This window comes from Pedobacter humicola (assembly GCF_056490705.1).
The window spans coordinates 68,106-81,410 of record NZ_JBWJIG010000017.1; the positions used below are offsets into that span (position 1 = coordinate 68,106).

The 13,305-nt window shown below is 40.3% G+C and carries 13 protein-coding genes; 5 read left to right on the plus strand and 8 right to left on the minus strand.

What is annotated here, in order from left to right; genetic code table 11:
- The first annotated feature begins 377 nt into the window (after positions 1-377).
- Entirely contained in the window at positions 378-1,361 is a 984-nt protein-coding gene (locus AC04Q1_RS21995; RefSeq protein ID WP_478366696.1) for a type I glyceraldehyde-3-phosphate dehydrogenase, read from the plus strand.
- Positions 1,362-1,386: 25 nt separating this feature from the next.
- Positions 1,387-1,989 (plus strand): pyridoxamine 5'-phosphate oxidase family protein, encoded by a 603-nt coding sequence (locus tag AC04Q1_RS22000; protein WP_478366697.1) that lies wholly within the window; start codon positions 1,387-1,389, stop codon positions 1,987-1,989.
- Between the two features lie 41 nt (positions 1,990-2,030).
- On the opposite strand, the gene AC04Q1_RS22005 is transcribed toward AC04Q1_RS22000, so the two are convergent.
- The 5 genes from AC04Q1_RS22005 to AC04Q1_RS22025 form a co-directional block, all read right to left on the minus strand.
- Complete coding sequence (locus tag AC04Q1_RS22005; protein ID WP_478366698.1) at positions 2,031-3,026, minus strand: alpha/beta fold hydrolase; 996 nt, start codon at positions 3,024-3,026, stop codon at positions 2,031-2,033.
- A gap of 97 nt (positions 3,027-3,123) precedes the next feature.
- On the minus strand, positions 3,124-3,537 hold the full coding sequence (locus tag AC04Q1_RS22010) for a DUF1348 family protein (protein WP_478366699.1): 414 nt from the start codon (positions 3,535-3,537) through the stop codon (positions 3,124-3,126).
- A 10-nt stretch (positions 3,538-3,547) separates the two neighbouring features.
- Positions 3,548-4,345 (minus strand): MBL fold metallo-hydrolase, encoded by a 798-nt coding sequence (locus tag AC04Q1_RS22015; RefSeq protein WP_478366700.1) that lies wholly within the window; start codon positions 4,343-4,345, stop codon positions 3,548-3,550.
- A 401-nt stretch (positions 4,346-4,746) separates the two neighbouring features.
- On the minus strand, positions 4,747-5,781 hold the full coding sequence (locus AC04Q1_RS22020) for a proline iminopeptidase-family hydrolase (RefSeq protein ID WP_478366701.1): 1,035 nt from the start codon (positions 5,779-5,781) through the stop codon (positions 4,747-4,749).
- Positions 5,782-5,915: 134 nt separating this feature from the next.
- The gene (locus AC04Q1_RS22025; RefSeq protein ID WP_478366702.1) at positions 5,916-6,071 is read right to left on the minus strand and encodes a hypothetical protein; all 156 of its coding nucleotides are present in this window, start codon (positions 6,069-6,071) and stop codon (positions 5,916-5,918) included.
- A 173-nt stretch (positions 6,072-6,244) separates the two neighbouring features.
- Between AC04Q1_RS22025 and AC04Q1_RS22030 the strand changes: the two genes are divergently transcribed.
- Together AC04Q1_RS22030 and AC04Q1_RS22035 are read left to right on the plus strand one after the other, a co-directional pair.
- Positions 6,245-6,844 carry an FMN-dependent NADH-azoreductase gene (locus AC04Q1_RS22030; protein ID WP_478366703.1) on the plus strand — a complete coding sequence of 200 codons (600 nt, stop codon included), beginning with the start codon at positions 6,245-6,247 and terminating at the stop codon, positions 6,842-6,844.
- A 73-nt stretch (positions 6,845-6,917) separates the two neighbouring features.
- Entirely contained in the window at positions 6,918-8,300 is a 1,383-nt protein-coding gene (locus tag AC04Q1_RS22035) for an alginate export family protein (protein WP_478366704.1), read from the plus strand.
- 119 nt (positions 8,301-8,419) lie between these two features.
- On the opposite strand, the gene AC04Q1_RS22040 is transcribed toward AC04Q1_RS22035, so the two are convergent.
- The 3 genes from AC04Q1_RS22040 to AC04Q1_RS22050 all read right to left on the minus strand — a co-directional run bounded on the left by AC04Q1_RS22040 (position 8,420) and on the right by AC04Q1_RS22050 (position 11,976).
- A complete protein-coding gene (locus AC04Q1_RS22040; protein WP_478366705.1) occupies positions 8,420-10,207 on the minus strand; it encodes an amidohydrolase in 1,788 nt (595 codons plus the stop codon).
- Between the two features lie 57 nt (positions 10,208-10,264).
- Positions 10,265-10,954 (minus strand): hydrolase, encoded by a 690-nt coding sequence (locus AC04Q1_RS22045; RefSeq protein ID WP_478366706.1) that lies wholly within the window; start codon positions 10,952-10,954, stop codon positions 10,265-10,267.
- A 149-nt stretch (positions 10,955-11,103) separates the two neighbouring features.
- A complete protein-coding gene (locus AC04Q1_RS22050; protein WP_478366707.1) occupies positions 11,104-11,976 on the minus strand; it encodes an alpha/beta fold hydrolase in 873 nt (290 codons plus the stop codon).
- A 460-nt stretch (positions 11,977-12,436) separates the two neighbouring features.
- On the opposite strand from AC04Q1_RS22050, the gene AC04Q1_RS22055 reads away from it, so the two are divergent.
- Positions 12,437-13,273: a lysophospholipase gene (locus tag AC04Q1_RS22055; RefSeq protein WP_478366708.1), complete on the plus strand. Its 837-nt coding sequence runs from the start codon at positions 12,437-12,439 to the stop codon at positions 13,271-13,273.
- Positions 13,274-13,305: the final 32 nt, after the last annotated feature.

Sequence of the window (13,305 nt, forward strand, 5' to 3'; positions counted from 1 at the left end):
ATTTGACGTTAAAAACTTAATTCCTTTTTTTACATACGGTCGACGCAGCGCTTCGGTTATGCTGATAAAGTAAAATATAAAATCTGAACCGAATATGTCCAGTGCTTTAGGTTTTCGGGGCCCTATGAAAACGATTATCATTTTCTGCAATCCCCACTTTGTTGAGGTAAAAGCGTTGGAAGCTTTCCAACAGCGATTTGCTGATTTCTTTGGCATTTGGTGTGATGTTTCGAAAATTGTTGTCTGTTGTTATTTATCACTTCAATAGTATTTGCTATCAGTTTTCTGATTGCTGAATTCGCTTTCTGTCAAGATAAATTTAATAGGTTTACATCATAAAGTCACAATCATATGGTATTATAGATAATCAAAATAATATGAAAAAAATAGGAATAAATGGCTTAGGCCGCATCGGAAGGGCATCTTTAAAATTAATCATGGAAAGTGATCATTTAGAACTGGTTGCAGTAAATGACCTGATGAGTATTGAAAATGCAGTATACCTCTTGAAGTATGATAGCATTTACGGTCGTTATGAACGGGAGATTACACATAGTGAAAATAGGGTTTTTATTGGGGATAAATCTTTTCATTACAGTTCAGTGCGTGAAATTTCGGATTTGCCCTGGAGTGAATTTCATGCCGAGGTGGTGATCGAAAGTACGGGGCTATTTACAAACCGGGCCGATGCAGAAAAGCATCTGGCTTCCGGAGCAAAATTCGTTGTCATATCAGGGCCCACAAAAGATACCCCTACAATTGTTCACGGGGTGAATACCGATGAAGGCAAGGTTAATATCTTCTCCTGTGCAAGTTGTACCACAAATAACATAAGTCCGATTATCGAAATTTTAGGCCGCAGACTCGGGATTAAAAAAGCGATTTTAAACACCACTCATGCCTATACTGCATCACAGACATTGATGGATGCTCCCTCGAAAAAAGAACCAAGAATGGGCAGAACAGCAGGAATCAATCTTGCGCCCGCGGCAACTGGGGCAGCGATAGCAACTACAAAAGCACTTCCACAGTATGCCGGTAAATTTGATGGTGTTGCAGTCAGGGTTCCGGTTTCTGTCGGATCTATCTCTGACATCACATTTATCTCTGAAAGGCCAACAAGTGCCGAAGAGATCAATGAGATTTTGATAGAGGAATCCTTATCGTCAAGATATAAAGAAGTTGTTGGTACAACAGATGAACCGCTGGTTTCCACCGATATTATAAAAAGCCCCTTAGCCTCAATAGTGGATTTGGCCATGACCAGGGTAGTAGATGGTGATTTGGTAAAAGTGATGTCCTGGTATGATAATGAGTGGGGATTTACGAATCAAATGATTAGACAGATTGGTACCTTATAAAAAAAGTAAAGCTTAAATTTAAATTATGAACTATGCACAGCTCGCATTTACGGATGGAGTTAAAAATCTTCAGGAGAAGCTCGGTAGCCGGCTGAGTTATGACCGCATGGAAAAAAGAAGCTTTGTAGATGGACTTACCGATTCTGAAATTGACTTTATAAGTGATATAGATAGCTTTTATATTGCCTCGTTTGGAGAAAATCAATACCCTTACATCCAGCATAGAGGAGGCCCCAAAGGTTTTATTAAGGTTATCGATAAGGGTACAATCGGGATAGTTGATTTTACAGGAAACAGGCAATACATCACTGCAGCTAATATTTCCAGGAATCCAAATGTTTCACTTATTCTTCTTTCCTACCCGCTGAAAGCACGGCTGAAAATTTATGCGAAAGCTGAGGTTATTGAAATCGATAAAACCCCGGGGCTTTATGAGCTATTGAAACCTGAGGCATATAAACATAAACCGGAATGGATGTTGACATTCAAAATATCCGCTTACGACTGGAACTGCCCACAACATATCGTTCCAAAATATAACCTTGAAGAGATCGAGGAACTTTTAAAACCGCAAAAAGCATACATAGAGCGGCTTGAACAGGAAATCAAAAGATTAAAAGAAATTTAATAATGAAAAGGCCAGACATTTTTATGTCCGGCCTAACCCTTTTATTTTAATTTTTTCAGAAAGCTCTGTATTAAAACCGCTACTTCTTCACCACTTTCCTCTAACAGAAAGTGTCCGCCGTTAAAGAGGTGAACTTCTGCTTTTGGTAAGTCTTTCTTATAGGCGGTCGCTCCGGCACCCGGGAATATTTTATCATTCTTGCCCCAGACCAAAAGTGTTGGCGGCTGATGCTTGCGAAGGTAATTTTGCCATTCTGAATACTTTGGGAAATTATTTTCATAATCTCTGAAAAGCACCTTTTGGATGTCCTTTATTCCCGGCTGCTCAAAAAAGAAATGATCCATATTATAGCTGTCAGGACTGATTCGCTCGGGCTGGGATGCGCCATATAGGTACTGTTCCTTTATTCCTTCCAAAGACATCATGTAATTCGCCGCTGCTTTAAGGCCTTCGGTATCCTTTGCCGCACTTAAAGCACCGATTTTCTGAACATCAGGACCAATTCCTTCCATATACATATTGGCGTTCTGGATGATTAATGCCTTAACCAATTCGGGCCTGCGGGCCGCAATCCGAAATCCAATCGGACCACCATAATCCTGCAGGTAAAAGGTTATGGAGGTTAACTTAAGGTTGTCGATAAATTTTTCAACAATATCCGAAAGATGGTCAAATGTGTAATCAAATGTTTCGGGAGATGGACTGCTGCTCATTCCGAAACCAGGATAATCGGGCGCAATTATGTGGTAGTCTGGCGCCAGTTTTGTGATTAGATTCCTGTACATGTGGGAGGATGAAGGAAATCCGTGTAGGAGTATGATTACAGGTTTTGCCCTTTCACCTGCCTCTCTATAAAATATTTCGGTACCTTCCACCTTTATTTTTCTATATTCCATAATATTTGAACTTTGTGAATGCTTTTTCGATGCAAGCGAACGCACTGGCGTTTTGGAACCCTTCACAGTTTGCGCACGGGCTATCGTTATGCCGGATGCCGCAATCAGAACCGTAGTCATCAGAATGCTGAATTTTTTCATTTTTTTTTTTGAAATTGTTTTTGTTTGTTACAAATGCCGAAAATTAAATTTTCCTTTAAGGGTGTTTCCTTATGTAAGCTCAGTTGATGATACAGGCTCACTTTAAGCGCCTTTCAGATTCATGAATAGGAAGGTCGTTTATACTCGCATATCTCTTGGTCATCAGACCGTTTGTACCGAACTCCCAGTTTTCATTGCCATAAGCCCTAAACCATTGTGATTGAGTGTTTTGATATTCGTACTCAAATCTTACCGCAATTCGGTTTTCATTGAAAGCCCATAGCTCTTTTTTAAGACGGTAGTTTAACTCTTTTGACCATTTCTTTGTTAAAAATTTTACGATTTCCTCTCTCCCGTTAATGAAAGTATCTCTATTACGCCATTCACTATCTACTGAATAGGCTAAAGATATTCTCAAAGGATCCTGAGCGTTCCAGGCGTCTTCTGCAAGTTGAACTTTTTGTAATGCTGTTTCTAGATCAAATGGGGGTATAGGCGGTCTTGTTTCCATCTTTATTAACTTATTTAAAATGCTTTTGATTGAATAGTTTGGTAGGTATTCCGGGTTCGAGCAAAATCAGACGGTGTCCGACACCCAGAATATTGAAAGCCTCCCGCAGGTTATCGTTGTTCTCGGTATAATGTGACCAGCCTTCAGCGTGGACGGGCACAATTATGGCGTTTTTGAATGCGGCAGCAGTATCCAGTGCATCATTGGTGCTCATTGTCAGATTGAAAGGACCACGGGGGCGTGCTGCGCCTGCAAAAATAAAAACATAGGAGGGATTTATCTGTTCGGCCAGTTTTTCGATCTCGTTGTAGTAAACTGTATCACCTGTTATGTACAGACTCTGCCGACTTTCATTTTCGATGCTCAAGTGAAAACCAATGACTTCCCCGGTTATTGGTTCTATCCCTGCCGGCCCATGCCTAGCAGCTGTAGCTGTAATAACCAGACTTCCACCGGCGGGAATTTGGAATTCACGACATTCTCCGGGCGCTAAACCAATGCTGTTAGCTCCAAGTCGTTTTGCACCAGAATTCGTCGTTAGAACCACGCCCGCACGAGTTAAAAAGGATCGACCTGCATTATCGAGATTATCAAAGTGATGATCATGGCTGAGTAAAACTATATCTACTAATCCTTCGGGAATCTTTGCTGGCCCTTTGAGCTTGGTTTCAGTCATATTCTCATTAAGTTTGAAAAAACTGCCGGCCTCATCCAATGTCGGGTCTGTCATTAATCGCAAGCCTCCTATTTCAAAAATCACGGTGGGACCTCCAATGTAAGTCGCTGAAAAAGGTTGTTTGTTCTTCATTTTCATCATTTATGTATTTTAATCAACGAATATTTTTTCTGACCATCTCCCGTAGTGGATAGGTTGTTATTATGGATTACTTTCTGCTCAGATTAAGGATTGTACAATCCGGGATTTTATAAAGCAGTTCAAACTCTGATTTGATTGACGGATTTGTATTTTTCATGCGAAATCCGGTTCGGGCCAATTTGCTTCTGTCCTCAGCCGAAATTTGTAGCCTAACGTAGGCCCTCTCGGTGCATTGCGCAAAATTAATTTGGCCAGAAAAGAATATCGTGAAGTATGCGAGCACCACTCCGGCAAGACAGGATAGTTTTTTCATTTTAATATTCATTGCTTAAAATTTAGTATTGGCTTAAAAATTATACTGCTTCACAAGAATACCGGTTAAGGAAATACTGCTATTTTTTGTCCGCTGCAAAATGTTGCGTGTCTACATCTTTTAAAAAAACAATAAGGGCATTAAAGTAATTGCTTTGATCGTCATACATAGACATATGACTACCCGTCGGACATAGGTAGAACCTGCTGTTTGGAATCAATTGTGCTTCCTTTTTCATGCTTTCCGGGTTCATCTCGTCATATACACCGCCGAGTACCAGTGTCGGCACCTTGATCTGAGGCATTTTATTCCAAAAGCTCCAGTTTACCAAGTTGCCAGTTACATGAAACTCATCTATGCCCTGCATTTGCAAGTATATGGTTTGGTTGGGCTTTTTAAACGTTCTCATTAAAGGTTCCGGCCACTGTTCAAGGGGCATTCGGCAAATTACTTTAGTATAAAGTTTTTCATTTAACAAAGACGCATAGCGGGGAGAGGAATAAGCTTTAGCATTGTCCAACGAGTCAAACAATTGTTTTTCCTTTTTTGTAAAGAGCCTGGTCTTGAGTACAGCACTATAGTCAACAAAGTCTGCTATGCTTCCTGTCATATTTGAAAGGACAGCACCCTTTACATGTTTCTGGTATTTGTATAGATATTCCATCGCCAATAAACTCCCCCAGGAATGCCCCAAAATGTAAAAGTTTTCCAGACCCAAACCTTTTCTAACCTGCTCCACTTCTTCAACAAAACGTGGGGTGTTCCAAAGTGTTGTATCTGTGGGAACATCAGAAAGCCCACTGCCCAATTGATCATAATAATAAAATTCAATATTTTCTTTTGGTAGAAAGTCTTCAAAACATTCAAAATAGTCGTGTGAAAACCCCGGCCCTCCGTGTAGAAGCAATACTTTGATTTTGCCTGTTCCAACCTTCTTTGTCCACACCTTATAATTTCCGTCAACTGAGATAAGTTTGCTGCCACCAGTTTTTATTTCGCTTAGGGTGCCTGTTTGCGATTCCTTTCTTGATTGGGGAGATCCGCAGGCAATAATCATTGAAATTAATGCAACGAATAACAATACTTTAAAAAGGGATTGATGCTGTGTTTTCATTTTATATTGTATTAAGGATATTTTACCAGCTCCTTATTTTCATATCTCATATATGATCATTCAGAAGGTAAACTTGCAAAACAAAATTAATTCGGGACCCATCATGTTTTATATAATGCAAATCATATAACTTATCAGGATTGTGATAATGGAGTATGTTCGTTCCTTTTTTGTCCCGCTTTCAGGATTTTAAATTCATCCGGATGTTCCATTTTCTTTAGACCTGATTTATCGGAAACTGGATTATGATTTATATCCCAGTTTTGTTGAGGTGCCGTATTTTCTGCCATCAATAAACTAATATATCATATCATTTAAATGTGACCAATGCTATGGTGTGCCGTCGTAATTTTACTCCAGACGATCATGAAAACAAGATCATTATCTGCTCATAATTAAAGTTCGGATAATGGACATCGGGTCGTAGGTTAATTAAATAAATGTTTAACAAAAATCATCAATCATGCCCAATATCCTGCATATCATTTCCAGCCCAAGAGGGGAGGCGTCAAATAGTATTAAACTCTCAGAAGCTATTATCGAAAGGCTTCAGTTAAACTATCCTTCAGCAGCACTTCACACCAAAGATCTGACCAAATCGCCATTCCCTCACTTAGAGGAAGTTCATCTAAATGCTTTTTTAACACCCGTAGAACAACATACTGAAGAGCACAGGGAAGCCATAAAACATTCCAATTTAGCTATTGAAGAGTTAGTGAATGCAGATTTTGTAGTTATTGGCGCACCGATGTATAATTTCGGGATTTCTTCAACGCTTAAAGCCTGGTTTGATCACGTAACCCGTGCAGGTATTACCTTCAAATACATGCAACAGGGGCCTGTAGGATTGCTTACCGGAAAGAAGGTTTATCTTGCCATAACAACCGGCGGAATATACAGTTCAGGGGCGAACGTAGAAAACGATTTTTTAACCCCTTACTTAAAATTTATGTTGGCTTTTATTGGAATGGATAACGTGACCGTGTGCAGGGCGGAGGGATTTGCTTTGTCAGAAACTCGGGATAATGCTTTAGAAAAAGCTATAGGAAGTATCCAGATTTAAGGAGTGAAGCAAAAACTTAAAGAAGTCATATCGCATCAGTTTTTGGCAAAATAATCAGTTAATCATCGGCACAATGAACGGCATCAAATGTTTATTCCGATTATCAGCTATGGCTGTGCTTATGGTGTTCATTCCGAAAAAAATGCAGGCTCAGCGCTTTATGCTACTTAGGTTTGAAGATGATTATCATCACCTGTCGGATTCAACCCGAAGCTTCTACAACCGACTGAAGTATTCACAGCTTTCATCTAATCCTGCTCTAAGCCTTTCATTTGGCGGTGAAATACGCTCTGAGTGGGCGGTGAAGGTGAATGAGAACTGGATTGCCAATGAAGGATTCAATCACTCCTTTCTTAACCGTTATTCCTTACACGCCCGAGTAAACTATGGAAAAAAGTACCGGTTTTTCGTTCAGTTAAACAGCAGCCTTGAAAACGGTAGTCACAATGCAGTTTCCATTACGGATGAGGATAAGCTCAATGTTCAGAACCTTTTCTTGGATTACGATTTTTCATCGGTTCCGGCGCTACAACTCTTGCTAAGGATTGGGCGTCAGGAACTTGATTATGGTTCCGGACGGTTGGTCTCTGTTAAAGACGGCAATAACAGCCGACAGTACTTTACCGGATTGAAATTGTCATATATTAAACCTCTGTTAAAAATTGACGCTTTTATTTTAGCTGCAGATAAAATCCATCCCGGCCTGTTTGATAACAAAACAAAGATACAAGGAAACCTTTGGGGCGTTTATTCGGACCTCAGGTTGGCGGAAACCGATAACTTTAACATCTACTATCTGGGTGCGATGCGGGAGCAGTCTCAATTTGAATCTGGGATGGGTCGGGAACTTCGGCATACCGTGGCGATTCGTTACTGGAAAGAAGGTAACCTTTTTAGATATAATCTCGAGACAGCCTACCAGTTCGGAAAGTTTGGTCAAAATGAAATCAGTGCATGGACTATGGCAATTGAACTGGGCTATGTATTTAAGCAATTCAAATTTAAACCCATATTAAGCCTGCGGAATGATTACATCTCGGGAGACAAAAATGTTCTGGATAAAAAATTAAATAGTTTTAACCCTTTGTATCCAAAAGGAGGCTACTTCGGATTTAATCCTTTAATTGGGCCATCAAACCTCATAGATATACATCCATTCCTAACACTCCATCCAAGTGATAAACTTTTGTTTCAAGTTGATCTGGTTTATAATTGGCGGTATTCACTTCAGGACGGAATCTTTCATCCAAGTGGAGGTTTTAATGTCGGAGGCTCCAGTTCCCCGGCACGTTACATCGGTACAACCTATTTATGGAGTGCAGATTACCAGATCAACAAATACCTGTCTATAAGTTTCGGCTATCAATATTTTAGAGCAGGTCGTTTTCTACGGGATGTTATCCCCAATACTGCTAATTCCAAATTCTTTAATACACAACTTTCATTCAAATTCTAATATAATTTTTGCAAATACACTGTTTTCGGGAGCGCTTGGAATGGGCTACATGCAAAAAAGGCAAATACTTAATTAAAAGTTTTGCCTTTATTGCAGCGTTACAATCTTATATCGGTTTTTTAACGGTTTTGGTAGCCACCGTAGAAGTTAATTGGGCTCCAGCTGGGTATTGCACTTGGGATTTTCGGAGCAAGTTTTTGATATTCCTGAGCACCATATACAACCTTACCGTTTATAATGGTTAGGATTGAGTGAATATCCTTTATTTCGTCCTCCTTTATGTCAAGGTAATCCGAGTTAAGAATCGCCAGATCTGCCAGGAAATTTTTCTTTAGCATCCCGCGTTCATTTTCCTGATGAATTAATGAAGCGCTGCCCAAGGTATATATCTTCAGTGCGGATATTCTGTCGACCTGATTTTCACTGGATGCGAATTTCAATCCACCTAATGACTTTCCGGATACAAATTGATAGATCCCAATCCAGGGATTGAAACTTGAGACCCTGGTACCATCTGTACCGCCCCCAATACGTATACCCTTGTCTAGCATTCTGCGGACAGGGGGTGTATGGAGCGCAGCCTTTTTTCCATATCTTGAAACAAATCCCTCAGCTTGGAAAGCCATTCGGTCCTGAATCGCCACACCACCGCCTAAAGCCTTTATACGGTCCAGATTTGCATCACTCACAGTTTCCGCATGGTCAAAAAACCAGGTCAGTCCGTCAAATGGTGTTTTACGGTTTACCTGTTCCATAACATTCAAAAACCTGCTGATGCTCTCATCATAAGTTGCATGCAATCGAAATGGCCAGCGGTTTTTCACCAGCTCACTTATCACTGCCTTTAGCTGATTCTCCATAGCCGGAGGGAGTTCAGGCCGCGGTTTGAGGAAATTTTCAAAATCCCCACCCGACGCTACTAAGTTTTCTCCTGCACCCTGGACATGGTATTCAGTTTTCTTGCTTTCAAATGAATCATCAGTCTGATGGTCTGAGATATCAACCATACCAATCCATTTCAGGTAGTCTTCCAATTCTGTTCCCGGTTTTTGGGCAAATAAATAGTATGGTAATCTTATATTTAATTCCCCCTTCTTCGATAACATATCGGTAATCTGATAGTCGTCTGGAAAGTTCTGGAATCCCCCTCCCGCATCCATTACACTTGTTACGCCCAACGAATTTAAATCGGATATGAACCGTTTTGTGGAATTGATTTTTTCTTCCATAGTGAGTTCTGGAAGCTTTGATAGCGTAGAATACAATATAAATGCATTGGGCTCGGCAACCAATAGTCCGGTAGGCTCCCCATTTGGATTCTTTTGTATTAACCCCCCAATTGGATTCGGCGTATCTCCGGTAATACTCAAAGCCTGAATACCCGCCTTATTTAAAAATGCCTGCCCATATAAATGCAGGATGAAGGTTGGAGTATCTCCTGTAGCGGTGTTGATTTCATCTAGGGTAGGGAGGCGTTTTTCTTTGAACTGGAACTCACTCCATCCGCCCACAACTCTTACCCATTGTCCTTTGGGTGTACGCAATGCCTGTTCTTTAAGCATTGATAATGCCTCTGCCAATGTGGTCAATCCATCCCATCTCAGTTCCGCATTGTAAAATCGTCCACCGCGAATCACGTGAAGGTGGGAATCATAGATTCCTGGTATCACTGTTTTTCCCCTGGCATCTATCACCTGAACATTTTTGCCAATGTATTTTCTTATTCTTTGGTTACTTCCAAGTTCAATAATTCTATTACCAGCAATAGCAAGTGCTTCAACAGTTGGTTGTTGATCATTCAGTGTAATAATTTTACCGTTTAAGATGACTTTGTCTACCTTTTGCTGGGAGAATATACTTCCAGAGCATACAATGATCAAAAATAGGATTGTTTTAATTCGTTTCATGGACTGCCTTGATCAAAGGGACAATGCATGCATTGTCCCTATATAACTTATAATTATTTAATGTTTGATCATTTCCTTCGCATATTGGATCCCAATTCCATATGCTCCCCCGTACTGTTTGATGAGGTCGGTAGTTGCATTGTAAGTTTCTGATCTCGCCCAATCACGTTGTAGTTCTAAAAGATACTGAAGCGATGTTATAGGTTGCACACCCGCTTTAACCATTCTTGTAACGGCCTGATCATGTGCTTCGGTAGAAACATCACCACTGGCATCTGTAATTACATAAACGGTGTAACCTTCGTTAATAGCTGATAAGGCAGGCCCAACTATGCAAACACTCGTCCACAGACCACCCAAAACCAATATTTTTTTGCCCTTGCCCGTAATTGCCTTATGCGCATTTAGATCTTCCCAGCAATTCATGGTTGTTCTATCAATAACAGTGGTAGAAGCAATCGGATAAAATGAACTGATTTCAGGAAATACAGGACCGCTGAATGATTTTGCCGCCACAGTTGTGACCACGGTTGGAATATTGAAAATTTTGGAGGCGCCTGCTGTTAGGGCCGCATTGTTTCGGAGCACTTCAATGGACTGATTCTTGACGGCGAACGCCATCTGACTTTGATAGTCTATTAAAACCAGTGTATGGTTAGTAGGATTTAATAATTGCGGACTCGGCTTTTGTGCAAATCCGTATAGTGAAGTTATAAGACCAACAGATAACAGAATTAATTTTTTCATATTGATTTGATTTTGTGAATAGCTAAGGGATGATAGCAAATGTGTATGTGCGGGGTTTTTGTGTTTTTTAAGAACCGCATATATTAATTTAGGGTGATGTTACGGCAGCGGGGGTATAAAGTTCTTAGGCTAATTCCCCCGGGGCTTTATTATCTTTTAACCTTACGGTCTAAAAAATCTTCAATTGCTGCTGCCATTTCATCCCCCTTACTTTCAAGAGCAAAATGCCCGGCGTCATATAAATGGTATTCAAGGTTTTTTACATCCTTCTTGTATGCTTCAGCGCCACTTACAGGAAAAATGTAGTCGTTTTTTCCGTAAACGATAAGCATTTCGGGGTTATGGTCTCTAAAGTATTGTTGCCATTTAGGATAATTAGGTGGATTTGTCCCGTAGTCATAAAATAAGTTTAGTTGGATCTGATTATTTTCCGGTCTTTCAAGATGACGCAGATCAATCTCCCAATTATCCGGACTTACTACTGAAGTATCAGGCACCCCGTGAGTATATTGCCATTTTAATCCATCTGGCTGATGAAAGGTTTCTAGCGTGCTTTCTGCTGCTTTATCATTTCTGTCTTTCCAGTACGCCTTGAATGGATCCCAGAAAGTTTCCAGGCCCTCTTCATAGGCGCAACCGTTCTGAACAATCAATGTGTCAATTTTTTCTGGATTTGCCGACGCGATTCTCCAGCCCACCGGGGCACCGTAATCCATCAGGTAAAGGCTATACTTTGATATCTCCAGTTTTTGAAGCAGGGTGGTAATAATTTCTGCAAAGTTATCAAATGTGTATTCGAAGTTTGCAATCGGAGGCTGTTCACTTCTGCCATAACCAGGATAGTCTGGGGCGATTAGATGATATTTGTCAGATAAGCTGGCCATCAGATTCCGGAACATGTGCGAGGAGGTTGGGTAACCGTGCAAAAGCACTAATGTTGGCGCTGTTTTCAGTCCGGCCTCTCGGTAGAAAATATTGACACCGTTAATGTCAATGAAGTGATACGTGGTTTGATTTTTCATAATTTTCCAATTAAATTTATCTTAATAGTGAGTGTTCGCTACCATAACTGATCTGTCATCGTGGCATATCAAAAGTACCGGCCAATGCTAAAATTTGTATATAAGGCTATTTATACCAGGTATTATTAAAATCATAAATACATAGCATCAAGATTCATACATAAGGGGATCACTACGAGGTTAGTGGTTAAGCAGGGCTGCCAAAATACAACACCGGGATTTTATCTGCAGCAGATTCCAAATCGGTGATTTACCGATCAGACATTCTTTAATATCCAACTCCGATATTTTCAGAGTTTATATTAATGAAACTCCGAAAAAATTGGAGTTTTTCTTAATTTTTAAACCAAAATGCATTTTGTTTTTTATTTTATTTAACTGATAATCAATGATTTAAAATAAATTCAGTTTGCGTTCTCTTTTTTATTATTTATGGCACATAATTGACTAGTGCTTAGTTATGAAGTCACAGAATGAACAAACTGCAACATTTGCAAACCAAAATGGCCAGCACATCTTTTATCGAAACTGGATTAGCCCCAGCCAGCTCAAAGGGATAATCGTAATTATTCACGGGCTCAATTCTCATAGTGCGTATTACGAAGAATTTGCATCTCAGCTTAACGGAGAGGGGTTTGAAGTTTATGCTATGGACCTGATCGGTAGGGGTCGCTCAGAAGGCGAAAGGTATTATATACCTGATTTTCATGGAGTGTTGTCAGACATCGATACCCTGATTGATATTGTTGTATCTAGGCATCCAAGAATTCCCATTTTTTTGCTTGGGCATAGCGCTGGAGGCGTTTTTTCTGCCGCTTACGCTGTGGAAAATCAGCATAAGATTCAGGGCTTAATCATAGAAAGCTTTGCATTTAAAATTCCGGCGCCGGCACTGGCTCTAGCGGCCATAAAATTTCTTGCCCGTTTTATTCCTCATGTCCGTTTGGTCAAATTAAACAATGAAGATTTTTCCAGAGATGCAGCCCATGTGCTTAAAATGAACAATGACCCATTGTTGAGACATGAAAAGCAACCTGCAAAGACTATGCAACAACTCTTGCTCGCATCCGAATATCTTAAAGAAGAAATGAGTTCAATTAAGCTCCCGCTACTGATCCTTCACGGTACTGCAGACAGCGCAACTTCGCCATCAGGAAGTGAATACTTTGAAAAACACGCATCCTCTTCAAATAAGCTATTGAAACTGTATGTAGGGCATTATCATGACCTGCTCAATGACAAGTACAATGGACTTGTTACGCGGGATATTATACACTGGCTAAACGACGCGATATAAATTGGGCAGCAGAACAGCCAAGAGACAAACTC